Source organism: Micromonospora humida (assembly GCF_016901255.1).
Classification (GTDB): Bacteria; Actinomycetota; Actinomycetes; order Mycobacteriales; family Micromonosporaceae; genus Micromonospora; species Micromonospora wenchangensis.
Map to the genome: position 1 here is coordinate 149648 of NZ_JAFEUC010000016.1, position 24514 is coordinate 174161.

29 protein-coding genes are annotated in these 24514 nt (G+C 72.0%); 14 read left to right on the forward strand and 15 right to left on the reverse strand.

Going from position 1 to position 24514, the window contains the following annotated elements; genetic code table 11:
* The first annotated feature begins 4 nt into the window (after positions 1 to 4).
* Together JQX11_RS27475 and JQX11_RS27480 are read left to right on the forward strand one after the other, a co-directional pair.
* Positions 5 to 619, forward strand: coding sequence for a hypothetical protein (locus tag JQX11_RS27475; protein ID WP_204927832.1), 615 nt, complete (start codon positions 5 to 7; stop codon positions 617 to 619).
* 192 nt (positions 620 to 811) lie between these two features.
* A complete protein-coding gene (locus JQX11_RS27480) occupies positions 812 to 1099 on the forward strand; it encodes an Lrp/AsnC family transcriptional regulator (protein ID WP_088644676.1) in 288 nt (95 codons plus the stop codon).
* 69 nt (positions 1100 to 1168) lie between these two features.
* Here JQX11_RS27480 and JQX11_RS27485 read toward each other — a convergent pair whose 3' ends face one another.
* From JQX11_RS27485 to ctaE, 5 genes are all read right to left on the reverse strand, one after another.
* Positions 1169 to 1846, reverse strand: a complete 678-nt coding sequence (locus JQX11_RS27485) for a DUF4142 domain-containing protein (RefSeq protein ID WP_204927833.1) — start codon at positions 1844 to 1846, stop codon at positions 1169 to 1171.
* Positions 1847 to 2027: 181 nt separating this feature from the next.
* Positions 2028 to 3653 (reverse strand): cytochrome bc1 complex cytochrome b subunit, encoded by a 1626-nt coding sequence (gene qcrB / locus JQX11_RS27490; RefSeq protein WP_088644674.1) that lies wholly within the window; start codon positions 3651 to 3653, stop codon positions 2028 to 2030.
* Positions 3650 to 4735 carry a cytochrome bc1 complex Rieske iron-sulfur subunit gene (gene qcrA, locus JQX11_RS27495; RefSeq protein WP_204927834.1) on the reverse strand — a complete coding sequence of 362 codons (1086 nt, stop codon included), beginning with the start codon at positions 4733 to 4735 and terminating at the stop codon, positions 3650 to 3652. The genes qcrB and qcrA overlap by 4 nt, the downstream gene beginning before the upstream one ends.
* 67 nt (positions 4736 to 4802) lie before the next feature.
* Complete coding sequence (gene qcrC, locus JQX11_RS27500) at positions 4803 to 5636, reverse strand: cytochrome bc1 complex diheme cytochrome c subunit (protein WP_204927835.1); 834 nt, start codon at positions 5634 to 5636, stop codon at positions 4803 to 4805.
* Positions 5637 to 5708: 72 nt separating this feature from the next.
* Positions 5709 to 6308, reverse strand: a complete 600-nt coding sequence (gene ctaE / locus JQX11_RS27505; protein ID WP_088644671.1) for an aa3-type cytochrome oxidase subunit III — start codon at positions 6306 to 6308, stop codon at positions 5709 to 5711.
* Between the two features lie 108 nt (positions 6309 to 6416).
* Between ctaE and JQX11_RS27510 the strand changes: the two genes are divergently transcribed.
* The 5 genes from JQX11_RS27510 (at position 6417) to JQX11_RS27530 (ending at position 10047) form a co-directional block, all read left to right on the forward strand.
* Complete coding sequence (locus JQX11_RS27510) at positions 6417 to 7451, forward strand: cytochrome c oxidase assembly protein (protein ID WP_204927836.1); 1035 nt, start codon at positions 6417 to 6419, stop codon at positions 7449 to 7451.
* A 176-nt stretch (positions 7452 to 7627) separates the two neighbouring features.
* Positions 7628 to 8023 carry a hypothetical protein gene (locus JQX11_RS27515; RefSeq protein ID WP_204927837.1) on the forward strand — a complete coding sequence of 132 codons (396 nt, stop codon included), beginning with the start codon at positions 7628 to 7630 and terminating at the stop codon, positions 8021 to 8023.
* Positions 8024 to 8110: 87 nt separating this feature from the next.
* On the forward strand, positions 8111 to 9157 hold the full coding sequence (gene trpD, locus JQX11_RS27520) for an anthranilate phosphoribosyltransferase (protein ID WP_204927838.1): 1047 nt from the start codon (positions 8111 to 8113) through the stop codon (positions 9155 to 9157).
* Between the two features lie 201 nt (positions 9158 to 9358).
* A complete protein-coding gene (locus JQX11_RS27525) occupies positions 9359 to 9565 on the forward strand; it encodes a hypothetical protein (RefSeq protein ID WP_204927839.1) in 207 nt (68 codons plus the stop codon).
* A 71-nt stretch (positions 9566 to 9636) separates the two neighbouring features.
* Positions 9637 to 10047 (forward strand): VOC family protein, encoded by a 411-nt coding sequence (locus JQX11_RS27530; protein WP_204927840.1) that lies wholly within the window; start codon positions 9637 to 9639, stop codon positions 10045 to 10047.
* A 143-nt stretch (positions 10048 to 10190) separates the two neighbouring features.
* Here JQX11_RS27530 and JQX11_RS27535 read toward each other — a convergent pair whose 3' ends face one another.
* Positions 10191 to 10616 (reverse strand): cytochrome c oxidase subunit 4, encoded by a 426-nt coding sequence (locus JQX11_RS27535; protein ID WP_204927841.1) that lies wholly within the window; start codon positions 10614 to 10616, stop codon positions 10191 to 10193.
* Between the two features lie 10 nt (positions 10617 to 10626).
* A complete protein-coding gene (gene ctaC / locus JQX11_RS27540; protein ID WP_088644664.1) occupies positions 10627 to 11598 on the reverse strand; it encodes an aa3-type cytochrome oxidase subunit II in 972 nt (323 codons plus the stop codon).
* Between the two features lie 171 nt (positions 11599 to 11769).
* On the opposite strand from ctaC, the gene JQX11_RS27545 reads away from it, so the two are divergent.
* Together JQX11_RS27545 and JQX11_RS27550 are read left to right on the forward strand one after the other, a co-directional pair.
* On the forward strand, positions 11770 to 12921 hold the full coding sequence (locus tag JQX11_RS27545; RefSeq protein WP_204927842.1) for a cysteine desulfurase family protein: 1152 nt from the start codon (positions 11770 to 11772) through the stop codon (positions 12919 to 12921).
* A gap of 101 nt (positions 12922 to 13022) precedes the next feature.
* Complete coding sequence (locus tag JQX11_RS27550; protein WP_204927893.1) at positions 13023 to 13238, forward strand: sulfurtransferase TusA family protein; 216 nt, start codon at positions 13023 to 13025, stop codon at positions 13236 to 13238.
* 93 nt (positions 13239 to 13331) lie between these two features.
* Here JQX11_RS27550 and JQX11_RS27555 read toward each other — a convergent pair whose 3' ends face one another.
* Positions 13332 to 13658: a hypothetical protein gene (locus tag JQX11_RS27555; RefSeq protein ID WP_204927843.1), complete on the reverse strand. Its 327-nt coding sequence runs from the start codon at positions 13656 to 13658 to the stop codon at positions 13332 to 13334.
* 104 nt (positions 13659 to 13762) lie between these two features.
* Here JQX11_RS27555 and JQX11_RS27560 point away from each other — a divergent pair, with 104 nt between their 5' ends.
* Both JQX11_RS27560 and JQX11_RS27565 read left to right on the forward strand, forming a co-directional pair.
* Positions 13763 to 14611: a helix-turn-helix domain-containing protein gene (locus JQX11_RS27560; RefSeq protein ID WP_204927844.1), complete on the forward strand. Its 849-nt coding sequence runs from the start codon at positions 13763 to 13765 to the stop codon at positions 14609 to 14611.
* A gap of 18 nt (positions 14612 to 14629) precedes the next feature.
* On the forward strand, positions 14630 to 14839 hold the full coding sequence (locus JQX11_RS27565) for a DUF397 domain-containing protein (protein WP_204927845.1): 210 nt from the start codon (positions 14630 to 14632) through the stop codon (positions 14837 to 14839).
* Positions 14840 to 14934: 95 nt separating this feature from the next.
* Here JQX11_RS27565 and JQX11_RS27570 read toward each other — a convergent pair whose 3' ends face one another.
* From JQX11_RS27570 to JQX11_RS27585, 4 genes are all read right to left on the reverse strand, one after another.
* Positions 14935 to 15435, reverse strand: a complete 501-nt coding sequence (locus JQX11_RS27570; RefSeq protein WP_204927846.1) for a P-loop nucleotide/nucleoside kinase family protein — start codon at positions 15433 to 15435, stop codon at positions 14935 to 14937.
* The gene (locus JQX11_RS27575) at positions 15432 to 16409 is read right to left on the reverse strand and encodes a carbohydrate kinase family protein (protein ID WP_204927847.1); all 978 of its coding nucleotides are present in this window, start codon (positions 16407 to 16409) and stop codon (positions 15432 to 15434) included. The genes JQX11_RS27570 and JQX11_RS27575 overlap by 4 nt, the downstream gene beginning before the upstream one ends.
* Positions 16410 to 16515: 106 nt before the next feature.
* Positions 16516 to 16884 (reverse strand): iron-sulfur cluster insertion protein ErpA, encoded by a 369-nt coding sequence (gene erpA / locus JQX11_RS27580; protein WP_067314213.1) that lies wholly within the window; start codon positions 16882 to 16884, stop codon positions 16516 to 16518.
* A gap of 190 nt (positions 16885 to 17074) precedes the next feature.
* The gene (locus tag JQX11_RS27585) at positions 17075 to 18211 is read right to left on the reverse strand and encodes a glycerate kinase family protein (protein ID WP_204927848.1); all 1137 of its coding nucleotides are present in this window, start codon (positions 18209 to 18211) and stop codon (positions 17075 to 17077) included.
* Between the two features lie 94 nt (positions 18212 to 18305).
* Between JQX11_RS27585 and nadA the strand changes: the two genes are divergently transcribed.
* The 3 genes from nadA to JQX11_RS27600 all read left to right on the forward strand — a co-directional run bounded on the left by nadA (position 18306) and on the right by JQX11_RS27600 (position 21825).
* On the forward strand, positions 18306 to 19505 hold the full coding sequence (nadA, locus tag JQX11_RS27590; RefSeq protein ID WP_204927849.1) for a quinolinate synthase NadA: 1200 nt from the start codon (positions 18306 to 18308) through the stop codon (positions 19503 to 19505).
* Positions 19506 to 19744: 239 nt separating this feature from the next.
* Positions 19745 to 21100, forward strand: a complete 1356-nt coding sequence (gene murA / locus JQX11_RS27595; RefSeq protein ID WP_204927850.1) for a UDP-N-acetylglucosamine 1-carboxyvinyltransferase — start codon at positions 19745 to 19747, stop codon at positions 21098 to 21100.
* A gap of 101 nt (positions 21101 to 21201) precedes the next feature.
* A complete protein-coding gene (locus JQX11_RS27600; RefSeq protein WP_204927851.1) occupies positions 21202 to 21825 on the forward strand; it encodes a DUF3043 domain-containing protein in 624 nt (207 codons plus the stop codon).
* Positions 21826 to 21832: 7 nt separating this feature from the next.
* On the opposite strand, the gene JQX11_RS27605 is transcribed toward JQX11_RS27600, so the two are convergent.
* From JQX11_RS27605 to JQX11_RS27615, 3 genes are read right to left on the reverse strand one after another with little or no spacing between them, the layout of a single operon-like run.
* Positions 21833 to 22813: an ABC transporter ATP-binding protein gene (locus tag JQX11_RS27605; RefSeq protein ID WP_204927852.1), complete on the reverse strand. Its 981-nt coding sequence runs from the start codon at positions 22811 to 22813 to the stop codon at positions 21833 to 21835.
* The gene (locus JQX11_RS27610; protein ID WP_372444641.1) at positions 22810 to 23661 is read right to left on the reverse strand and encodes an ABC transporter permease; all 852 of its coding nucleotides are present in this window, start codon (positions 23659 to 23661) and stop codon (positions 22810 to 22812) included. The genes JQX11_RS27605 and JQX11_RS27610 overlap by 4 nt, the downstream gene beginning before the upstream one ends.
* Positions 23654 to 24502: an ABC transporter permease gene (locus JQX11_RS27615; RefSeq protein WP_204927853.1), complete on the reverse strand. Its 849-nt coding sequence runs from the start codon at positions 24500 to 24502 to the stop codon at positions 23654 to 23656. Before JQX11_RS27615 ends, JQX11_RS27610 begins: the two co-directional genes overlap by 8 nt.
* Between the last annotated feature and the right edge of the window lie 12 nt (positions 24503 to 24514).

Consider the following 24514-nt stretch of genomic DNA (forward strand, 5'->3'; position numbering starts at 1 on the left):
CAGCATGCAGCCCTCCGTGCCCCGGATCCCCCTGTCGATCGGCTACCGGTCGAGCCGTACCGGTCGGGTCGTCTCGTTGGTGGTGCTGGGTGTCCTCCTCACGGTGACCTGCGGCTGTGTCGGTGCCATCCTCGGGACCGTCCTGAACGCGACGACCGGTCAGGGCACCTCGGGCAGCGGGGCGGTGCCGGCCCTCGTCGCGCTCCTGTCGGCCGGGCTGGTCATCGTCTTCGTCGGTCTGCTGGTCACGAGCGTCGTGCGGACGAACGCCTGGTTGGAGGGCTCCCGGCTCACCGTGGTCAGGCTCACCACGAAGAGCGTCGACCTGCGGGCCGCCCGGTCGGTGACGTTGCAGGCCACGGCCGTCGCGCACACCGGCGTCGCCAGCGACGGCTCGGTGGTCGCCACCGGCGCGGTCACCCGGACCCCGGTGCTCACCGTCACCACCGACACCGGCACGGTCAAGCTGGGGCTGCGCAGCAAGGAGAGCCTGCTCATCCCGCCGCCCGAGATGTACGCCCTGGCCGCCGCGCTGGACACCGCCCGCTGCCCGGGGGCCCCGGAGGCGGCCGCCTGGCTGCGCGCCATGGCCGCCGACCCCCGCACCATGCTGCTCTGACCCGTGCCGCCGGTCGGTCCTGGTCACCGCGACATCGCCGATGTTGCGGCCTCCGCCCGGCCGGACACCGCTGGATCAGCGACATTGCGACAGCCCCCACCCCGGCGGCCCGGGGGCGGACAGAAGCGGCACTAGCATGGTCAGCGACGCCAGGCCGGCGTCGCGCCCGGCACGACGAACGGAGAATCGTCAGTGATCACCGCGATCGTCCTGATCGACTGCGCCACCGACTCGATCCCCGAGGTGGCCGAGAACCTGGCCAACCTGCCCGGGGTCAGCGAGGTCTACTCGGTGGCCGGGCACGTCGACCTGATCGCCATCGTCCGGGTCCGGGAGTTCGAGCAGATCGCCAAGGTCATCGCCGGCAGCATCTCCAAGGTCCCCGGCGTGCTCAACACCGAGTCGCACATCGCCTTCCGCGCCTACTCGCAGCACGACCTGGAGGAGGCGTTCGCGATCGGCCTGGCCAGCGCCGACTGACCGCCGCGCCGGACAGGCGACGATGGCCGGCCCCGTCGGGGACCGGCCACCGTCAGGTGGTGCGGGACGTCAGCTGTTACCCGGAGCCGGCGTCTCGGTGGTGCCACCCGGTTCCGGCGACTCCGTGGTGCCGCCCGGGGCCGGGGACTCGGTCGTGCCACCCGGTGCCGGCGTACCGCTGCCACCCGGGCTCGCGGTGCCGCTGGCGCTGGTCTGCGGGACCGGGATGCCCAGCTCCTGGGCCAGGGCGACCAGCGCGTCGTAGTGCGCCTGCAACACCGGCAGCGCGTCCTGCGCGAGCTGGACCACCGACTGCTCGGAGCCCTGCGAGATCTCGGTCTGGGTGGCCTGGATGGCCTGCACGTGACCGGCCAGCTCAGCGGTCACCCACGCCTTGTCGAACGCGGCGCCGTTGAGACCGTTGAGCTTGTCGATCACCTTCTGCTGGTCGGCCGTCGGCGCGTTCGGCAGGGTCACGTTCAGCTGCTGGGCGGTGCTCTTCACCGTCTGGTCGAGCTGGGTGTGATCGGTGACGAACTGCTGCCCCAACTGCTTGACCTGCTCGTTCTGGCCCTTCTTCTGGGCCAGGTTCCCGGTGACGATCTCCGCCAGGTTGACCTGGTGCACCGCCTGCAGGTACTGGGTGTCCTGCGCCGACGGCTGCGCGGCGGCCTGCGCGGCAGCCGCGGGGGCCAGGCCGACCAGCACCAGCGTGGCCAGCAGTCCCAGGCGTTTGATACCCACCATGTTCCCTCCCCGTTTTCGTTGGACCGCACGGATACCCGGCTGGCGCGGGTTATTCCTGCGCTTTCCACCCGTTGGGGGCCGGTCACGCCGCCCACCGACCGCCCGGCGGACAGCCACCGGAACGGACGAAGCGCCCGCCGGAGGACTCCGGCGGGCGCTTCGGTGCAGTGCTACGGGGAGGTCAGCGGCGGGAATCCCCGCTGCCGATCTCCTCCCGCTCGGGGCGGGGTTCCACCGGCGGGTGCCCCGGCGAGACCGGTGCCTCGACCGGCTTCTCGATCGGGTAGAAGAAGCCCCGGATCGCCGGGCCGAGCGCCCCGAGCCGGTTCATCTTCTTCGGCACCACCCAGCCGACGTAGTCCAGTTCGCCGTGCCCGTGGCCGTCACCGGCGCTGAGCGGCTGGTGGACCTCCTCGAACCGGCCGTCGGGCAGCCGGCGGATGATGCCGGTCTCCACGCCGTGGGCCAGCACCTCCCGGTCGTGCTGCTGCAGACCCAGGCAGATCCGGTACGTGACGTAGTACGCCAGCGGCGGGATGAACAGCAGCCCGATCCGGCCCGCCCAGGTCATCGCGTTCAGGCTGATGTGGAACTTGTCGGCGATCACGTCGTTGGCGCCGGAGAGGGTCAGCACGATGTAGAAGGCGACGGCCATCGCGCCCACCGCGGTCCGGGCCGGGACGTCCCGGGGGCGCTGCAGCAGGTTGTGGTGCCGGTAGTCCTTGAGCTGCCGGGCCTCCACGAACGGGTAGAGCGTGGAGAGCCCGACCAGGATGCCCGGCAGCACGACCGTCGGCCAGAACAGCGGCGGGATGACGTACCCGTTGCCGATCGGGATGTTGATCTCCCAGGCGGGCATCAGGCGGGTCGAGCCGTCGAGGAACATGACGTACCAGTCGGGCTGGCTGGCCGCCGAGACCACCCACGCCTCGTACGGGCCGAAGTACCAGATCGGGTTGATCTGGAACAGGCCACCCATCAGCGCGATCACGCCGAAGACGACCATGAAGAAGCCGCCCTGCTTGAGCGCGTAGCGCGGGAACATCCGCTCGCCGACCACGTTCTCGTTGGTCCGGCCGGGGCCGGGCCACTGGGTGTGCTTCTGCTTGAACACCAGGCCCAGGTGGGCGCTGATCAGCGCGACCAGCAGGCCCGGGATCAGCAGCACGTGGGCGATGAAGAACCGGCTGATGATGATCTCGCCGGGGAACTCGCCGCCGAAGACCGACGAGGTGACCCAGGAGCCGATCACCGGGATCGACAGCATGATGCCGGAGGCGATCCGCAGACCGGTGCCGGACAGGCCGTCGTCCGGCAGCGAGTAGCCGGTGAAGCCGGCCAGGAAGCCGACCCAGAACAGCAGCGAGCCGATGATCCAGTTGGTCTCCCGCGGCTTGCGGAACGCGCCGGTGAAGAAGACCCGCATCATGTGCACCACGATCGCGGCCATGAACAGCAGCGCGGACCAGTGGTGCATCTGCCGCATGATCAGGCCACCCCGGACATCGAACGAGATGTCCAGGCTGGAGGCGTACGCGGCCGACATCGGGGTGCCCCGCAGCGGGGCGTAGCTGCCGTTGTAGACCACCTCGGTCATCGCCGGCTCGTAGAAGAAGGTCAGGAAGACCCCGGTGAGCAGCAGCACGACGAACGAGAAGAGCGCGATCTCGCCGAGCAGGAACGACCAGTGGTCCGGGAAGACCTTGTTGAGCAGCTTGCGCAGCGGGGTGGCTACCTGGAAGCGGTCGTCCACTCCCCCGGCGGCCTTGCCCGGCACCGCTGCTACGTCAAACTTTCGGCGCTTCATGGCCGCTCCCAGAAGTCGGGGCCGACGGTTTCGGTGTAGTCGGACTTCGCCACGAAGAAGCCGTCCTCGTCCACCTCGATCGGCAGCTGGGGCAGCCGCCGGCTCGCCGGGCCGAAGACCGGCCGGGCGTTGTCGGTGATCAGGAACTGGCTCTGGTGACACGGGCAGAGCAGCCGGTTGGTCTGCTGCTCGTACAGGCTCGCCGGGCAGCCGGCGTGGGTGCAGATCTTGGAGTACGCCGCGTAGTTGCCCCACATGTAGTCACCGTGGCCGACCCGCGAGTTGGCCTGCCGGGACTTCTCCGCGTCGGTCTCCCGCAGGTGGATCAGCAGGGTCGGCGAGTCGGCGTGCTTGTTGCTCACCCCGTGCTCGATGCCCGGGAACACGGTGAGCTGGCCACCGGCGCTGACGTCGGCCGGGCGGATCGGCCGGCCGTCCTCGCGGACCAGCCGGATCTTCTTCCCGTCCTGCGGGGCGAAGCCGGTGGTGAACATCTGGTTGTTCTTGTGCGGGTTGGAGATCAGCCCGCCGACCAGCGGGGCCGCGGCGACCGCGCCGACCGGCAGCAGGCCGGCGACCAGCGAGACGCCGAGCAGCGGACGACGCCGTACCCCCATCTCGTCGGCGAGGTAGAGCATGGTCTCGCCGGTGATCTTCCGGTCCTCCGCCGAACCGGGACCGTCGTGCCGGTCCTGGATCGAGACCTCCTTGGGCAGCAGCTTCTTGCCCCAGGTGAGGATGCCGAAGCCGATGCCGAGCAGGGCGATGCCCAGGGTGAGGCCGAGCAGCGGGGTGTACCACTTGTCGCCGCCGCGACCCGGCTCGTACTCCCAGGGCCACCAGATGTAGACGACCAGGAACGCGGTGGCGGCCAGGCCGGTGAGCAGGAACATCGCCGCGACCGTACGGGTCAGCCGGCGCTCGGCCTTGCTGCCCGGGACGACCTGCTCCTCGTAGTGGACGATCTCGATGTCGTCCCGGCGGGCGCCCTCGGTGACGATGTCGAACCGGGAGAGCCGGGGGTCGTGGACGTCGAGCGGCTCCCGGTCCTGCGGGGCGTGCTGCTCGGTCTTGGTGCTCATGCCGTCACCTCGCTACGGGCGGTGCCGGCGCACGGCACCACGGCAATGGTGTTGACGATCCGCCCGGTCACGACTTGCCCGCAATCCACAGGCTCGCGAAGACCAGCGCGACGATGCCCACCAGGAAGATCGCCAGCCCCTCGGTGGACGGGCCGTACCGGCCGAGGTTGAAGCCGCCCTGGTCCTGGTCGGCCTTCAGGGTCTCCTGGATGTAGGCGATGATGTCCGCCTTCTGCTCCGGGGTGATCTGGTTGTCGCCGAACACCGGCATGTTCTGCGGGCCGCTGAGCATCGCGGCGTAGATCTGCGCGTCGCTGGCCGGGTTCAGGCTCGGGGCGTACTTGCCGGAGGAGAGCGCGCCGCCGCCACCGCCGAAGGCGTGGCACTGCGAGCAGTTGATCCGGAACAGCTCGCCACCGGTGGCGAGGTTGGCGCCCTCGCGGAGGTTGCCCTGCGGGACCTGCGGGCCCCCGCCGAGCTCCTGGATGTACTGGCCGAGCTGACGCACCTGCTCGTCGGTGAAGACCGGCGGCTTGCGCATGGCCTGCGCCTCCTGCCGGGCCATCGGCATCCGACCGCTGCCGACCTGGAACTCGACCGACGCGGAGCCGACCCCGATCAGGCTCGGGCCACGACCCTCGACGCCCTGGGCGTTGCGGCCGTGGCAGGTCACGCAGCTCACGTCGAACAGCGCCTTGCCCTCGGCCGCGGCGCCGGTGAGCGGCGGGTTTTCCTGCGCCTGCACGCCGGGGGCGAAGACGGTGTAGGCGCCGCCGGCCAGCGTCAACGCGGCGATCAGCCGGAACGCCGCGCCCAGCCGGCGGCGGCCCCTGCTGCGCGCCGCGGGCCGCCCGCGCAGGCGCGCGAGCAGACCGCGTCGGCGGTCGTTGTCAGAAGTCATGACCTGTGTCCTTAACCGGTTGGACCTTGTCTCAGGGGACGGAGCAGCGGCGCGGAACCTGACACGCCAAGATCACTGAAGCCAGTAGATCATGCCGTACAGCCCGATCCACACGACGTCGACGAAGTGCCAGTAGTACGACACGACGATCGCCGACGTGGCCTGGGCCGGGGTGAACCGACCCATGGTGGTGCGGATCATGAAGATGATGAAGGCGATGAGACCGCCGGTCACGTGCAGGCCGTGGAAGCCGGTGGTCAGGTAGAACATCGACCCGTAACCGTCTTCGTTGATCTTCACGCCCTCGTGCACCAGGGTCAGGTACTCGTTCGCCTGGCCGAGCACGAAGATCAGGCCCATCACGAAGGTGATCGTGAACCAGCGCCGCAGGGCGTGGACGTCACCCTTCTCGGCCGCGAACACACCGAGCTGGCAGGTCACCGAGGACAGCACCAGGATCACCGTGAAGGTGGTCGCATAGGGGATGTTGAGGACCTCGGTGTGCTTCTCCCACTGCTCCGGCGCCGCCGCGCGGATCGAGAAGTACATCGCGAACAGCGCCGCGAAGAACATGAGTTCGCTGGAGAGCCACACGATCGTCCCGACGCTGACCATGTTGGGCCGCGTCAGAGAGTGGATCCGGCTCTTGTCAATGGCTGGGGCCGCAGTCACGCGGTCATTATTGCCCTTGACCGGGGCGGGCGATCAGCGGGGTGCCAAACCCGGGGCGGGGATGGCCCGATCGTGGCGGTCCGGTTCGCCTGGCCTAGCCTGAAAAGCGTGCTGCACGTCGATTCGATCTTCGCCGCCACCTCGGGGGCCCCGCCCACCGGCCTGGCGGCCGGCGGCGTCGAGGTACCACCGCCGTTCGACATCACCCGGGTCTTCACCGAGACCCGGCTGGACAGCTGGCTCGCCCTGGGCCTGGTCCTCGCCGCCGGCCTCTACCTCTACGGGGTCCACCGGCTGCGGCTACGCGGGGACCGCTGGCCGGTGATCCGTACGGTCTGCTTCCTCGGGCCCGGCCTGGGCGGTATCGCCGCGGTCACGGTCAGCGGCCTGCACGCCTACGACACCGCCCTGCTCTCGGTGCACATGGTGCAGCACATGGTGCTGTCGATGATCTCCCCGATCTTCCTGGCCCTGGGCGCGCCGGTCACCCTGGCGCTACGCACCCTGCCGGTCGACCCGCGCCGGCGGCTGCTGGCCGTCGTGCACAGCCGGATCGCCCGGATCTACAGCTTTCCGCTGGTGGCGTTCGCCATCTTCGTGGTCAACCCGTTCGTGCTCTACTTCACCGACCTCTACCGCTACACACTCGAACACGCCTGGGCGCACGAGCTGGTGCACGCGCACTTCATCATGACCGGCTGCGTGTTCTTCTGGCCGCTGCTCGGGCTCGACCCGTTGCCCGGCCGCTGGCCGTACCCGGCACGGGCGCTGCTGATGCTGCTGTCGGTGCCGTTCCACACCGTGCTCGGGCTCACCGTCATGCAGAGCACCACGCTGTTCGGCGGCGACTGGTACCCCTCGCTCAACCTGGCCTGGTCCGACCCATGGAACGACCAGGTGGTCGCCGGCGGCATCCTGTGGGCCGGTGGCGAGTTCGTCAGCGTGACGATGATCGCGGTACTGGTGGTCCAGTGGATCAAGCAGTCCGAGCGGGAGGCCCGCCGGGTGGACCGCGAGCTGGACCGGCAGGAGGCCCGCGACCGCGCCGCCGAGGCCGCCGCTGTCCCCGCCTCCGACGCCGCGGCCACCGCCCCCGCAGGTCCGCCCGCCACCCCCGCCGCAGCCCCCGGAACCCCGTCCTGAGCTGCCGCGACACCCGCCCTGACGGGGGCCGGCGGGCGGGATGTCGGGTACGCCACACCGCCCGGTACGATCAACGGGCAGCAACGAGGAGTACAGCCCATGAGTGAGCGCAGCGAGCGAGTCAGGCTCAGTGCGACGGTGCCTCATCACGGCACGGAGCGAAGCGGAGTGTCGGCATGAGCGAGCGTCTCTGCACCGTCCTGCTCTACAGCGACGACGCGCAGGTCCGGGACCGGATGCGACTGGCCGTCGGCACCCGTCCCGCGCCGGGCATCCAGATCGAGTTCGTCGAGGCGTCCGACTACTTCGGCTGCGTCCGGCTGGTCGACGACTACGAGATCGACCTGATGCTGCTCGACGGCGAGGCCAGCCCCGGCGGCGGCCTCGGCATCGCCCGCCAGATCAAGGACGACCGGGACGACGCCCCGCCGACGTGCGTGGTCATCGCCCGCGCCGCCGACCGATGGCTCGCCTCGTACGCGCAGGTCGACGGCGTGCTGATGCACCCGCTCGACCCGGTGACCACCGGCACCACGGTCGCCGAGCTGCTGCGTACGCACGCCGCCGCCTGAGTCGGACGCACTCGGCGGCGTCCCTGGCGCCCGGGGTGACGGGCGCACCCGTCCACCCGCACCCCACGCCCGCTCGGGAGGCCCACCATGGGCGAACGGACCTGGCCGCACCTGCTCAACGCGCTGCTGCGCGGCGACGAGCTGTCCACCGCCGACACCGCCTGGGCGATGAACGAGATCATGGCGGGTGCCGCCGGCCCGGCGCAGATCGCCGGCTTCGCGGTCGCGCTGCGCGCCAAGGGCGAGACCCCGGCCGAACTGGCCGGCCTGGTCGAGGCGATGCTCGGCAACGCGGTGCCGGTGCCCCTGCCGGAGGAGCTGCGGCGCACCTCGGTCGACGTGGTGGGCACCGGGGGTGACCTCGCCCACACGGTCAACATCTCCACGATGACCGCGCTGGTGGTGGCCGGTGCCGGGGTCCGGGTGGTCAAGCACGGCAACCGGGCCGCGTCCTCGCTGTGCGGCACCGCCGACCTGCTGGAGTTCTTCGGCGTACCGCTGGATCTGGGCCCGGAGCAGGTGGCCCGGTGCGTGGCCGAGGCGGGGATCGGCTTCTGCTTCGCGCCCCGGTTCCACCCGGGGATGCGCCACGCCGGCCCGGTCCGCCGGGAGATCGGCGTGCCGACCGCGTTCAACTTCCTCGGCCCGCTGACCAACCCGGCCCGGCCGCACGCCGGCGCGGTCGGCTGCTTCGATGCCCGGATGGCCTCCGTGATGGCCGAGGTCTTCGCCCGTCGGGGCGACTCGGTGATCGTGATGCGCGGCGAGGACGGCCTGGACGAGTTCACCACCGCCGCGCCGACCCGGGTCTGGGTGGCCCAGCAGGGCACCGTACGCGAGGCACTGCTGGACGCGGCCGACCTCGGGGTACCCCGGTCCACCCTGGCCGACCTGCGGGGCGGCGACGCGGCCCACAACGCCGCCGTGGCCCACCGGCTGCTGGCCGGCGAGACCGGTCCGGTCCGCGACGCCGTCCTGGTCAACGCGGCCGTCGCCCTGGCCACCCAGACCCCGCTGGACGGTGACCTCACCGAGGCGGTGCGCGCCGGCCTGGCCCGGGCCGCCGAGTCCGTCGACTCGGGGGCGGCGGCGGCCGTCCTGGACCGCTGGGTCGACGTCGCCCGCTCCCTCTGACCCGCCGTTCCGCCCGGCCGCTCTGACCCGCCCCCCGGGCCGGGCGGCGCGCCGGGCATGGACTGCTGACGGGGCTGGTGGACTGGCGGGGCTGGTGGGCTGGTGTCGGAGGGGCGTGGGAAACTACACGGGAGTAGTTCTTCCGTTTCCGACGATGGCGGCGATGTCCATCGGCGGGTTCCGGAGCGAGAGGAGACGCCCGTGTCGGACCGCGAGCTCTACTGCGACACCTGCGAGGGCGTTCGGCCGTTCGAGGTGCCACCGTGCGCCGACGGCCACGGTGCCGACTGCCCCGAGCTGCTCTGCACCGGCTGCGGCGCGGCGGTGCTGATCGCGACCTTCGCCTTCCAGCCCACCCGCCTGGCCGACCGTCGCCGCCGTCCGTCAGCCGACCGTCACGCGGCCTGACCTCTGCGGGACGCCGCCCGGAGGTCCCGTCGCGGGATCCGGCCCGCTGAGCGGCATGACAGGATCACCCGATGCTCCGACTCACGGATTTCATCATCGACTGCCCGGACACGATGCGGCTGGCGGCCTTCTACGCCGCGGTGACGGGTCGCCCGGTCAAGGAGGGCAGCGACGAGGAGTGGGCCGGCATCCGGTTCGGCGACATCGAGCTGGCCTTCATCAGGGTGGCGGATTACCGCGCCCCACGGTGGCCCGACGGCGAGCACCCCAAGCAGTTCCACCTCGACTTCGAGGTCGACGACATCGAGGCCGAACAGCGCCGCGTCCTGGCCCTCGGCGCGACCCTGGCGCAGGACTTCGTCGGCCCCGAAGGCTACGGATGGCGGGTCTACACCGACCCCGTCGGCCACCCCTTCTGCCTCTGCCGCAACCGGGGTGTCACCTGGACCGACCAGGGACCCGTCTGGCCCGAGCCAGCCTGATCCCCCGGCCCACGTGATCCACCATCGAGCCGAAACAGCGGTATCAGGTCGCGGCGATACCGCTACTTCGGCCCGCTGGAGTCGATCACCCGACGACGACGGGCCCGCCTCCCGGGTGGGGAGACGGGCCCGTCGTCGTCGGATCAGTGCTCGGCGGTACGCCGGGTGCCGGAGTAGTACTCGAAGAGCAGGCCGCAGGCGGCGAAGATGACCATCACCAGGCCCAGGCCGAGCAGCCAGAACTGCCAGAACACCAGGCCGAGACCGGCGACCGCGGCGGCCAGCGCCAGCCCGAACGGCCAGTAGCTGCCGGGGCTGAAGAAGCCGATCTCGCCCGCGCCGTCGGCGATCTCACCGTCCGGCCGGTCCTCCGGACGCAGGTCGATGCGGCGGGAGACGAACCAGAAGAAGCCGCCGCACATCGCGCAGAGCAGGAAGGACAGCAGCAGGGCCACCGTGCCGACCCACTCGACCTGGCCGCCGTCGCCGTACGTCCACGCGCCGTAGAGGGCCGTCGCGCCGAGCAGGAACACGGCGATGATCAGGAAGATACGCCACTCGGTCTTCATGCCGGATACCTCAGTTTCCCGCGCTCGCGGACGCGTCGTCCGGGTTGAAGTTGTCCTTCGTACGACGGGTGTCGAAGGGCTGCGTGGTCTTCGCGTACGGGTCCTGACCGATGGCGGTCAGCGCCTCCTGCGTCGACTTGCCGTCCCGCTTGGCCGCGAGGAACTGGTCGTACGCCTCCGGGGAGACCACCCGCAGCTCGAAGTTCATGAAGGCGTGGTAGCTGCCGCACAGCTCGGCGCAGCGACCCACGTACGCGCCCTCGGACTCCAGCTTGGAGACCTCGAACACGTTACGGATCTTGCCGGGCATCACGTCGCGCTTGAACAGCAGCTCCGGAACCCAGAAGGAGTGGATGACGTCGCGGCTGGTCTCCTCGAACCGGATGGACCGGTTGGTCGGCAGCACCAGCACCGGGATGACCTCGCTGGTGCCCAGCACCGACGCCACGGTGTTGGCCTCGGTGCCCTGGCCGTCGCGGTAGTTGAACTGCCAGTTCCACTTGAAGGCGACGACCTCGACGGTGACGTCGGGGTTCTTCGTCGTGCGCACCACGTCGGTCTGCACCACCGCCGTGTAGTAGAAGAGCACGGAGACGATCAGGATCGGCGCGATGGTGTAGAGGAACTCCATCGGCAGGTTGTAGCGGGTCTGCACCGGCAGCTCGTTGCCGCGCTTGCGGTAACGCACGACGCACCAGAAGATCAGGCCCCAGACGAAGACACCGACCGCCAGGGCGGCGATGCAGGAGGCGATCCACAGGTCGTACATCCGGTGCGACTCGGGGGTGATGCCGCCCTGCGGCCAGCCGAAGCCGTCGACCGAGCGGCCGACGTCACACCCGGTGAGCAGAACCAGCAGCGCAGCTCCGCCGAGACCGAGCCCGGCGAGCCGGCCAGCACCACGCCGCCGACGCACACCGGCTCCGGGGGAAGCACCGTGCCGTACGGCCGACGGCCGTACCTCCGAACTCCTTGCGACCACCTGGTCCTGCCTCCCTAGCGCGCCGCGGTGGGGTATTCCATCAGCACCGACGGCAAAGGCGTCACCGACGGTCGCAGATTACTCGACCATGGCGGGCTCGACGGTCTTGGGGTCAGTGTCCGCCCCCATCGGGGGGTGCCGTCCGCCTTCGACGCGATAGCGTCTGCGGTCGTGAGTGCCCACCCGGTCTACCTGGACGCGGCCACCGCCGCGCCGCTGCACCCGGTGGCCCGGCAGGCGCTGCTGGCCGCCCTCGACGACGGCTGGGCCGACCCCGCCCGCCTCTACAGCCGGGCCCGCCGCGCCGGGCAACTCCTCGACGCCGCCCGCGAGGCCACCGCCGCCACCCTCGGCGTCCGCCCCGACGAGGTCTCCTTCACCCCCAGCGGTACGCACGCCGCGCACTCCGCCGTGCTCGGTGGCCTGGTCGGACGACAGCGGGCCGGGGCGACGCTGGTGCACTCGGCGATCGAGCACTCCGCGGTGCTGCACGCCGCGCAGCGGCACGTGGCGGCCGGTGGGACCGCCACCTCCGTACCGGTGGACCGGCTCGGACGGCTCGACCTGGATGCCTGGTCGGCGGCGGTGCGCTCCCCCGGGGTGGCGCTGGCGACGCTGATCGGGGCCAGTCACGAGGTGGGCACCGTGCAGCCGGTCACCAGGGCGGCCGACGCCTGCGCCGCCGCCGGGGTGCCGCTGTACGTCGACGCGGCCCAGCTCGTCGGCCGGGTGCCGGTGCCCGCCGGCTGGTCGGTGCTGACCGCCAGCGCGCACAAGTGGGGCGGTCCGCCGGGGGTCGGGCTGCTGGTGGTCCGCAAGGGCACCCGCTGGGAGTCGCCGTGGCCGGCCGACGAACGGGAGTTCGGGCGTACCCCCGGGGTGGTGAACCTGCCGGCGGCGGTGGCGGCGGCGGCGAGCCTGCGCGCGGCGGCGGCCGACGCGGCGGCCGAGGCGGCCCGGCTGACGCCCCTGGTGGACCTGATCCGGTCCCGGGTCGCCGCCGAGGTGCCGGACGTGGAGGTGGTCGGCGACCCGGTCGACCGGCTCCCCCACCTGGTGACGTTCTCCTGCCTCTACGTCGACGGCGAGGTGCTGCTGCACGCGCTGGACCGGCGCGGCTTCGCCGTCTCCTCCGGCTCCTCCTGCACCTCCTCCACACTGCGCCCGTCGCACGTGCTGGAGGCGATGGGGGTGCTGTCGCACGGCAACGTCCGGGTGTCGCTGCACCGGGAGACCACCGAGGCCGATGTGCGGCGGTTCCTCGCCGAGCTGCCCGGGATCGTCGCCGATCTGCGCGCCGACGCCGGCGTGGTCGGCCTGTGACCACCCCGCCAGGGCCGGACGGCCGCCGAACCGGCGCGGACGGCCTCCCGACCGGGCCGGGCGGCGGCGAGGCGGGACCGGGCGGTGACGGGGCCGGGCCGGTGGAGGTGCTGGACTGTCGGGGGCAGCGCTGCCCGCTGCCGGTGATCGCGCTGGCCCGCCGGCTGCCCGAGCTGCCCGTCGGCACGGTCCTGCGGGTCCTCGCCGACGACCCGGCCGCCGCCGTCGACATCCCCGCCTGGTGCCGGATGCGCGCCCAGGAGTTCGTCGCCACCACCCCCGAGGGCCCGGGCTACGACATCCGCCGCACCCACTGACCCACCCCGCCCCACCCCGCCTCACCCAGCCCCGCCCCGCCCCACCCCGCCCCACTCCGTCGATCATGGAGTTGTGGTGGTCGATATGCGGCATTACTGCCGGTTCGAAGGCACCACAACTCCATGATCGACACGGGCGGGGGTGGGCGTGTCGATCCAGATCAGGTGGAGGCGGCGGCCGGTGCGGGTGAAGAGCCGCAGCGCGCTCTCGGCGGTGGCGAAGTGCCCGGTCGACGTTCTCCCGTCGTGGCGCAGCAGGGCGCTGTCGGGGAAGGCCAGGCCCCAGGCGAAGACCCCGCCGTCGAGGCGGTCGCCGTACTCCTCGCAGAGCGCGAACCGGCGTGGGGCGAACTCGTTCGCCAGGTCGACGAGCATCAGGTGGAACTCCTCGGGCGTGCCGAGCGGCGCGGGGTCAGGCATGACCACCTCCAAGAGTCGTTGCTATACGTATAGCTCCTATCCTTGCTCTTCGGAAGACTCGACGGCATGATGTTCTTCGTCGGTACGAGTGGTGGAGGCGATACATGGGCAGGCGAACAGATCCTTCGGCGCTGCGTTGGCTGATCGGTGCCGAGCTGGGTCGGTACCGCCGCGAGGCACCGATGACGCTGACCGAGCTGTCGGCCAGCACCGGGATCGGCAAGCCGAAGCTCGGCCACATGGAGACCGGCCGTTACCAGCAGTTTCCCGAGGACATCGCGGCCGTGCTCCGCGCCTGCGGGGCCGACCAGCCCGCGATCGACCGGCTGACCACGCTGGCCGGCCGCTCCGACGCCAAAACCTGGTGGGCACCCTGGGCCGCGGTGATGCCGGACTGGTTCAAGACGTACGTCGGGCTGGAAGGGTTGGCCGACGGGGCGTTCGTGTTCGAGTCGATGGTCATCCCCGGTCTGCTCCAGACCGAGGAGTACGCCCAGGCGCTGACCCTGGGCACCGGGTTCGTCCGCCCCGACCACGCCGAGCGTTTCGTGTCGTTCCGGCAGACCCGGGCCCGGCGGCTCACCGACGACGACCCGCTCACCCTGCACGCGGTGATCGGCGAGGCGGCGCTGCGGCTACGGGTCAACGGCGACGAGACCCGACGGGCCCAGCTCGCCCACCTGGCCACCATGTCCGAGCTGCCGAACGTCACCAGGCAGGTGCTCCGCCCCGAGGACGGCCCGCACGCGGCGACACCACTGGGCAAGTTCGTCCTGCTGGAGTTCGCGCAGGTCCGACCGATCGCCTACACCGAGGTGCTGGACGGGGCGATGTACGTGCAGGACCCGGACGGGGTACGCACCTATAGCATGGTGGCAGACAACCTGCGCCAGGTCGCCCTCTCGCCCGCCGAGTCGCGCGCGTTGATCAGGGAGTTGGCCGGCGCGGCCTAGCGCCCCTCGGAGGCCACCGTGCGCACCCCCGACCTCACCACCGCCCGCTGGTTCACCAGCAGCCGCAGCGCCAACAACGGCGACTGCGTCGAGTGTGCCGTCCTGCCCGACGGGGTGGCGGTGCGGGACAGCAAGGACCCCTCCGGCCCGGTGCTGATCTTCCCCGCCCGTCAGTGGGCGGCGTTCGCCGCCGCCACCCCGGCCCGCTCCCCCGGTCAGGCCGGCTGACCTCGCCCGACGCGGGCCGCCTTCCCCGAAACCGACCGCCGGCCGAACCGGCCGCACGCCAGGTGCCCGGACCGGGACCGCCAGTCGGGCCGGGATCAGGTGAGGTAGCGGAGGATCGCCGGGAGGGGGTCGATCGGGATGGTGGTGTCGACCACCAGGCGGGGGCCGATCAGCGGTTCGTACCCCGTGCCGCGCTGCCGGGTCTGCTCCCAGGTCGGGGCGAGCGGGTCGGCGGCGTGCCGGGCCTCGACCCGGCGGCGCAGTTCCGCCTCGTCGCCGCAGTACACCTCGATCAGCCGCAGCGGCACCCCGGCCCGCTCGGCCAGCTCGAACCAGAGCCCCCGGGTGCCGGCTGCCGGGTTGGCCGCGTCGACCACCACGCTGGTGCCCAGCCCCAGCTGCACCTCGGCCAGCCCGGCCAGCGCGTCGTAGCCGGCCTGGCCCGACCCGGGGCCGGTCAGCCCGTGCCGGGCCAGCGCCCGCTCGATCGGGTCGACCGTCAGCACCGCCGCGCCCAGCGCCACGCCGACCTGCCCGGCGAGGGTGCTCTTGCCTACCCCCGGCAGGCCGGCGAAGACGACCAGGAGCTGCGTCATGGCACCAGGTGCGACCGGACGTCCTCGGCGGCGGCGTCCCCGTACGAGTCGGCCAGCCGCTTGACGAACACGTCGCGGCGCACGTCGTACTCCTGGGTGCCGACGGTCTCCAGCACCAGGGCGGCCAGCAGCGAGCCGACCTGGGCGGCGCGTTCCAGGCCGAGACCCCAGGACAGGGCGGCGAAGAAACCGGCCCGGAAGCCGTCGCCGACCCCGGTCGGGTCGACGGCCCGCGCGTCCCGGACGATCGGCACCCGCAACGACTCCCCGTCCCGGGTGGCGATCTCGACGCCGTCCTTGCCGAGGGTGGTGACCCGGACCTTCACCCGCTCCAGGAGCTGGGCGTCGGTGAGGCCGGCCTTGCTCTGCAGCAGCGACTTCTCGTAGTCGTTGGTCATCAGGTACTCGGCACCGTCGATCAGCGAGACCACGTCCGCGCCGTCCATCCGGGCGAGCTGCTGGGACGGGTCGGCGACGAAGGCGTAGCCCCGGTCCCGGCACTCGGCCGAGTGCCGGATCATCGCCTCCGGGTCGTTGGCGCTGACCAGGACCAGGTCGAGGCCGCCGAGCCGGTCCGCGACGGGGCCCAGCTCGATGTTGCGGGCCTCACTCATCGCGCCCGCGTAGAACGAGGCGATCTGGCACATGTCGGTGTCGGTGGTGCAGACGAAGCGGGCGGTGTGCGCCACTTCACTGACGTGCACCGAGTCGCAGTCGACGCCGTGCCGCTCCAGCCAGGAGCGGTAGTCGGCGAAGTCGGCGCCGACCGCGCCGAGCAGGATCGGACTCAGCCCGAGCTGCCCCATGCCGAAGGCGATGTTGGCGGCCACCCCGCCCCGACGCAGCACCAGGTCGTCCACCAGGAAGGAGAGCGACACCTTGTGCAGCTGGTCGGCGATGAGCTGGTCGGCGAAGCGACCCGGGAAGCTCATCAGGTGGTCGGTCGCGATCGAGCCGGTCACGGCGATCTTCATGTCAACCCTCGGGGTCGGGAGCACGGCGCGGGTCAGCCTACCGGTCCGGGCGGAACGACGAGGGGGCCGTCCCGGCGCGGGACGGCCCCCTCGGACGGACCGGGACTCAGCTGAACGAGTCGCCGCAGGCGCAGGAGCTGCCCGCGTTGGGGTTGTCGATGGTGAAGCCCTGGGCGTCGATCCGGTCGGCGAAATCGATGGTCGCCCCGGCCAGGTAGGGGGCGCTCATCCGGTCGACGACGACGCCGACGCCGTCGAAGTCGGTGACGACGTCACCGTCGAGCGAGCGCTCGTCGAAGAAGAGCTGGTACCGCAGGCCGGAGCAGCCACCCGGCTGCACCGCGACCCGGAGCCGCAGGTCGTCGCGGCCTTCCTGCTCGATCAGGGCCTTGACCTTCTGCGCCGCGACGTCGGTGAGGACGACGGAAGTAGGGGCCTGGGCCTCGGTCGAGTCGGTCTGCGCTGGCGTGGTCACGTGGAAATCTCCCTGCGCGGTATGGGTCCGGACACCCTGGCCAACAGCACGCGTCGCCCAGTGATTCCCGGTGTGGTCCAGCTCCGATGGTACGCCGCCCCGGCGGAACCCACCCGGCCGGCGCGATCGCCACCGCCCGCCGCCCGCGGTGGCCCGGCCACCGGACCACCGGCGGAGCCGCCCCGGCAGCTCAGCGGCTCCACTGCCGGGCCAGCCGCGCGCCGAGCGCCCGCAGCCCCTCGGCGGGCCGGCCCATCGCCGCCGCCACCCCGCCACGTTCCTCACCGCCGAAGTGCTCCACCAGGCTGTACGCCTCGGTCACCCCGGCGGAGGCGGCCTCCCGCCGGCCGGTGCTCACCCGCCCCGCCAGCACCACGCAGGGCACCCCCCGGTCGCGGGCCGCCCCGGCCACCCCGGCGACCACCTTGCCGCGCAGCGACTGGTGGTCGAACGAGCCCTCCCCGGTGATCACCAGATCGCAGTCGTCAAGTGCGGCCTCCAGCCCGATCGCCCGGCCGACCAGGTCGATGCCGGATTCGCAGCGCCCGCCGAGGGCGAGGATCGCCGCGCCGAGGCCGCCGGCCGCGCCGCCCCCGGGCAGCGTGCCCAGGCCGGGCGGGCAGCCGGGCAGGTCCCGTTCCAGCACCGCCGCCCAGCGCTCCAGTGCGGCGTCGAGCAGCAGCACGTCGGCCCGGTCGGCGCCCTTCTGCGGGCCGTAGACGCTGCTCGCGCCGTGCAGGCCGAGCAGCGGGTTGTCCACGTCGGTGGCGGCGACCAGGGTGGCGTCGCGCAGCCGGGGCGTCCCGTCGAGGGCCGCGACGGCGGCCAGCGCCGCCCCGCCGTACGGCAGGGCCCGGCCGGCGTCGTCGAGCGGGGTCGCGCCGAGCGCGGCGAACAGGCCGGCCCCGCCGTCGTTGGTGCCGGAACCGCCCAGCCCGACCACCACCGTGCGGGCTCCGTGCTCGACAGCGGCGGCGACCAGCGCGCCGAGACCGTACGAGGTGGTGGCCTTCGGGTCGCGTTCGGCGGCGGACAGCAGGTGCAGCCCGCACGCCTGGGCGCTCTCCAGGTAGCCGACGCCGTCGGCGGTGAGCAGGATCTCACCGGTGACGGGCCGGCCCAGCGGGTCGACGGTAGGCACCGCCACCCGGCGGCCGTCGAGCGCGCCCGCGAGCACCGTGACGAAGCCCGGTCCCCCGTCAGCGAGGGGACGGATGAGCAGCTCGACGGCGTCGTCGACCTCGCGCCACCCGGCGGCGACAGCGGCGGCCACCTCCGGGGCCTCCAGGGTGCCGGCGAACTTGTCCGGACAGAGCAGCACGCGCATGCCCCGAGTGTGGCAGGACACATCGGCGCGGGGCAGTGTGGCAGCCCACACCGGCAGCGGTCGTGCGAACGCCCCGTTGTGGGACCATGAGGACGTGACTTCGACCTGGGTGGAACCCTCCAACACGGCGACCGCGCTGCTGCTCCTCGGCCGCGGCAGCGACCCCGCCACCGAGCGTGGCGTGGAGTGTCCGGGAGACCTGCCGGCGCCGAGCGACCCGGACCTGGTGGCCCGGGCGACGGCGGCGAAGGCCGCCCTGGGCACGAAGGTGTTCGTCCTCGGCCACCACTACCAGCGCGACGAGGTGATCCAGTTCGCCGACGTCACCGGCGACTCGTTCAAGCTGGCCCGGGAGGCGGCGGCCCGCCCGGACGCGGAGTACATCGTCTTCTGCGGCGTGCACTTCATGGCCGAGAGCGCCGACATCCTCACCACCGACGCGCAGCGGGTCATCCTGCCCGACCTGGCGGCCGGTTGTTCGATGGCGGACATGGCGGTGCTGTCGCAGGTCGAGCGGGCCTGGGAGGTGCTGACCGACCTGGGTGTCGCGGCGGACACCGTCCCGGTGACGTACATGAACTCCTCGGCCGACATCAAGGGCTTCGTCGGCCGCAACGGCGGCGTGGTCTGCACCTCGTCGAACGCGAAGCGGGCGCTGGACTGGGCGTACGCGCAGGGTTCGAAGGTGCTGTTCCTGCCCGACCAGCACCTCGGCCGCAACACCGCCGTGCTGGAGCTGGGCTACTCGCTCGACGACTGTGTGCTCTACGACCCGCACAAGCCGAACGGCGGGCTCACCGCCGAGCAGGTCCGCGACGCGAAGATGATCCTCTGGCGGGGGCACTGCTCGGTGCACGGCCGGTTCACCCTGGACAGCGTGCAGGACGTCCGGGCCCGGGTGCCCGGGGTGACCGTGCTGGTGCACCCGGAGTGCCGGCACGAGGTGGTCACCGCCGCCGACCAGGTCGGTTCGACGGAATACATCATCAAGGCGATCGAGGCGGCCCCGGCCGGCTCGGCGTGGGCGGTCGGCACCGAGTTGAACCTGGTACGCCGGCTGGCGCTGGCCCACCCGGACAAGCAGATCATGTTCCTGGACAAGGCGGTCTGCTACTGCTCCACGATGAACCGGATCGACCTGCCGCACCTGGTCTGGGCGCTGGAGGAGCTGGTCGCCGGCCGGGTGGTCAACCAGATCACGGTCGACGCGGACACCGCGCACCACGCCCGGGTGGCGCTGGACCAGATGCTCGCGCTGCCGGGGGCCGACACCCCGCCGCCCGCCACCGCCTGATTACCCGAAGTCACCGTCGAAGTACGGGAACGTACCGGATTCACCGGTTCGTTCCCGTACCGGCGCGGTGACCAATTGGCATTTCGTCACGGAGGGCTATGCTGCCGGGGCGACGTACCGCGGGGACCGTTTTGGGCCGGCCCCGCTCCGGGTACCTGGACAGCTCGTACCGGACAGCTGGACAGCATGCCCCATCATCGACTCACCCCGCACCACCCGACGCGCGCTGGAGGTTTGCGTTGACGGACGACGTCCTGGTCGTACACGGAGGTACCCCGCTCGAAGGGCGGATCCGCGTGCGCGGCGCGAAGAACCTGGTCTCCAAGGCGATGGTCGCGGCCCTGCTGGGCGACTCGCCCAGCCGGCTGTTCGACGTCCCCAAGATCCGTGACGTCGAGGTGGTCCGCGGGCTGCTCGGCCTGCACGGCGTGAAGGTGACCGACGGCACCGAGGACGGCGAGCTGGTCTTCGACCCGTCCAACGTCGAGAGCGCCAGCACCGACCAGATCAACGTGCACGCCGGGTCCAGCCGGATCCCGATCCTGTTCTGCGGCCCGCTGCTGCACCGCCTCGGCCACGCCTTCATCCCCGACCTGGGCGGCTGCCACATCGGCCCCCGCCCGATCGACTTCCACCTGCAGGCGCTGCGCGAGTTCGGCGCGACGGTCGACAAGACCCCCGAGGGTCTGCACCTGTCCGCGCCGAACGGGCTGCACGGCACCAAGTTCGCCCTGCCGTACCCGAGCGTCGGCGCGACCGAGCAGGTGCTGCTGACCGCGGTGATGGCCGAGGGCGTCACCGAGCTGCGCAACGCCGCCGTCGAGCCCGAGATCATCGACCTGATCTGCATCCTGCAGAAGATGGGCGCGATCATCAAGGTGCACACCGACCGGGTGATCGAGATCCAGGGCGTCAAGAAGCTGCACGGCTACACCCACCGGCCGATCCCCGACCGGATCGAGGCGGCGAGCTGGGCGGCGGCGGCGCTGGCCACCCGGGGCCACGTCGAGGTGCTCGGCGCGCAGCAGGCCGACATGATGACCTTCCTGAACGTCTTCCGCTCCGTCGGCGGCGAGTACGAGGTCACCGACGCCCGCCCGCCGAAGCTCGGCGACCCGGGCCAGGAGGGCGGCATCCGCTTCTGGCACCCGGGCGGCGAACTGAACGCGGTGGCCCTGGAGACCGACGTGCACCCCGGTTTCATGACCGACTGGCAGCAGCCCCTCGTGGTGGCGCTGACCCAGGCCCGGGGGCTGTCGATCGTCCACGAGACGGTCTACGAGCAGCGCCTGGGCTACACCGAGGCGCTGAACACCATGGGCGCCAACATCCAGGTCTACCGCGACTGCCTCGGCGGCACCCCCTGCCGGTTCGGCCGACGCAACTTCAAGCACTCCGCGGTGATCGCCGGCCCGAGCAAGCTGCACGCCGCCGACCTGGTCATCCCGGACCTGCGGGCCGGGTTCAGCCACCTGATCGCGGCACTCGCCGCCGAGGGCACCTCCCGGGTGTACGGCGTCGACCTGATCAACCGGGGCTACGAGGACTTCGAGGCCAAGCTGGCCAACCTCGGCGCGCACGTCGAGCGGCCGTAACCAGCCGCGTCCCCCGACGGGCCCCGACCCCTGCCGTCGGCCCGGCCGACCCGCTCCACCGAGCGCCCGGTGCACCCGTGATGTGCACCGGGCGCCGTCGTATGGCTACCCTTCACCTCGTGCCGTCGCTGTTTCGCCGCAAGTCCGCCGACTCCGACTCCTCCGCCACCGCCCCGGTGGTGACCGAGGAGCCACCCGCCGCGCGCCCCCGGGGCTACACCCCGAGCAAGAAGGAACTGGGCGTCGAGACCCCGAAGCGGCCGGTCGCCGGCCGCCGGCCGGCCGGCCCGACCCGGCCGCTGACCAAGGAGGAGGCCCGGGAGCAGCGTCGCAAGGCGCGCACCGAGGCCGCCGCCGAGTTCCGCCGCGAGGGTGGCCCCCGGGACCGGGGGCCGGAACGGCTGCTCGCCCGCAACGTGGTCGACTCCCGGCGGACCATCGGCACCTGGTTCTTCGGCGGCGCGTTGATCGTGCTGATCGGCTCGAACGCGGCGATGCCGCAGGTGATCCGGCTCGCCTCCAACGTGGTGTGGGGTGCGCTCGCGCTCGGCGTGGTGATCGACTCGGTGCTGATCTCCCGGCGGATCAAGAAGCTGGTGCGGGAACGCCACCCCAACAGCGGCGAGCGGATGGGGTCGCTGTACCTCTACGCGATCATGCGGTCGATCACCTTCCGTCGGATGCGCGCCCCGGCCCCCCGGGTGAACATCGGCGACCCGATCTGACAGGCGGTCAGGACGGGCGGCGTGGGTCGGGGGCCGGGCTGCGGTAGAGCCGGGCCACCACGTCCTCGATGTCCGGTTCGACGATCGAGAGGTCACGCAGCGCGGCCAACCCGGCCAGCGCGGCGACCACCTCCGCCGCCCCCGCCGACTCCAACGCGTAGACCAGCCGGTGGCCGTCCGCCTCGACCCGGTGCAGCGCCGCCCCCGCCGGTCGCGGCGGGACCGCCAGCGGGGCGTCCAGGTCGGCGACGACGAGCCGGCGGGAGCCGTACCGGGCGTGCAGGGCGGCGATCGTCCCGTCGTGCACCACCCGACCGTGGTCGACCACCACCAGCCGGGCACAGAGCCGCTCGATGTCGGCCAGGTCGTGCGTGGTGAGCACCAGGGTGGTGTCGCCGGTACGGCCCAGCTCGGCGAGGAAGCCCCGGACGGCCTGCTTGCTCACCACGTCCAGCCCGATGGTCGGCTCGTCGAGGAAGAGCACCTGCGGGTCGTGCAGCAGCGCGGCGGTCAGCTCGCCGCGCATCCGCTGCCCCAGCGAGAGCTGACGGACCGGGGTGGCCAGGAAGTCGTCCAGGTCGAGCAGGTCACGACAGCGGCGCAGCCGGGCGGCGTGCGCGGCGGCCGGCACCCGGTAGAGGTGGCGCAGCAGGTCGAACGAGTCGGCCAGCGGCAGGTCCCACCAGAGCTGGGAACGCTGGCCGAAGACCACCCCGATCCGTAGCGCCAGCCGGGTCCGGTCGGCGACCGGACGCAGCCCGCACACCCGGGCCTGACCCGCCGACGGGCTCAGCACCCCGGTGAGCATCTTCAGGGTGGTCGACTTGCCCGCCCCGTTCGGGCCGATGTAGCCGAGCATCTCGCCCTGCTCCACCCGCAGGTCGATGCCGTCCACGGCGGTGACGGTCCGCTTCTGTCGACGCAGCCGGCCCGCCTTCACCCGTACCGTGAACTCCTTGCGCAGCCCGTCCAGCTCGATGACGCTCATGACCCCGTACTCCGGTAGTGGCGGATGCCGGTGCGCCAGGCCGTCGCCGCGACCGCGGCGGCGACCAGCGCCACCGCCGGCGCGGCCCAGCCGGCCCACGACGGCAGGCCGAGCGGGTCGGCGCGGCCCAGCAGCGCCAGCGCCGGCTGGTAACTGACGAAGGCGAACCCCAGGCCGTACGCGAAGGCGGCCCGGAACCACCCGTCGAAGATGGTCACCGGGTACGTGGTGAAGTCCCGCCCGCCGTAGGTGACCGAGTTGGCCAGCTCACCGGAGTCCACCCACCAGAACGACACGGTGGCGGTGGCCACGAAGAGCGACCCGAAGAACACCACCCCGGCCAGCGGGGCGACCACCGCCAACGCCACCCGGGCCGGCGTCCAGTCGATCCCGGCCGAGGTCAGCGCCACCACCAGCACCCCCACCCCGAACACGCCCCGGGACACCTTGCGCAGCGGCAGGTTCATCAGCAGCAGTTGGGGCAGCGCGCCGAGCGGGCGCAGCAGCACCGCGTCGAACAGGCCGGTCCGCACGTGGGTGGGCAGCCGCTCGATGTTGCCGACCAGCAGGTCCGCCACCGCGAAGGCGCTTGACGACAACCCCACCATCACCAGCGTCTCGCGCAGCGTGAACCCGCCCAGCTCCCGGGTCACCCCGTAGATCACCAGGACGGTGACCACGTCGAACACGGTGGCCCCCACGTTGCCCACCAGGTCCAGCAGGAACGACGCCCGGTAGGTGGTCTGCGCGCGGGCCTGCGCCCCGAGCAGCGCCCGGTACGCCCCGAACGTCCCACCCGGCCGGAGCGGACGGTCCGCTGCGGTCACCGCCGCCCGGTGCTCAACCACCCTGCACCACCAGGCGGCGTTCGGCCCGCCGCTGCACCAGCCGACAGGCGGCCAGCACCAGCACCGCCCAGCCGAGCTGGAGCGCGACCAGGCCGACCTGGACCGCCGGCGGATCCCGCTCCACCAGCACGTCGAGCGGGGTCTGCATCAGGCTCGGGAACGGGGTGCCGCACCACAGCACCAGTTGCAGCCAGCCGGGCAGGAACCGCAGCGGGAAGTAGAGCCCGGCCAGCACCCCCGAGCCGAGGGTCCACAGCAGCAGCGGACCCCGCGCGTCCTGCCACCAGTAGGCGGCGGCGTTGACCAGGAACCGGCAACCGAAGCAGAGCACCACGGCGGTCACCACGGAGACCACGAAGAGCCCGCCGGTGGGCCACCGCGACGGCAGGTAGACGTCGAAGAAGAGCGGCCCGACCAGGACCGGCGGCAGCAGCCGGGCCAGTGCCGCGTACCCGGCCCGACCCAGGTCGGTGGCGAGGTAGCTGGTCACCGGGTGCACCGGGCGGAGCAGGTCGGCGGCCACGTCGCCGGTGCGGATCCGGTCGGCCAGGTCGCTCCAGCCCCAGAGCAGCACCACGGCGAGCAGCCCCTGACCCATCCAGACGAAGGTCGCGAGCTGGGTCCGGTCGTACCCGCCGACCGTCCCGGAACCGGCCGCGGCCAGCAGCACCGCGCAGTGCAGGAAGCCGAACACGGTGTTGGTCACGGCACCGGCCACGGCCGCCTGCCGGTAGGTGGAGTAGCGACGGAAGCCGGCCCGGGATAAAGCCCCGAATGTCCGGAACCATCGGGTAACGTTTGCGCTCGTGGACGGAGCCGCAGTGGCGGTGACCGAGCCCACGCCGTTACCCTC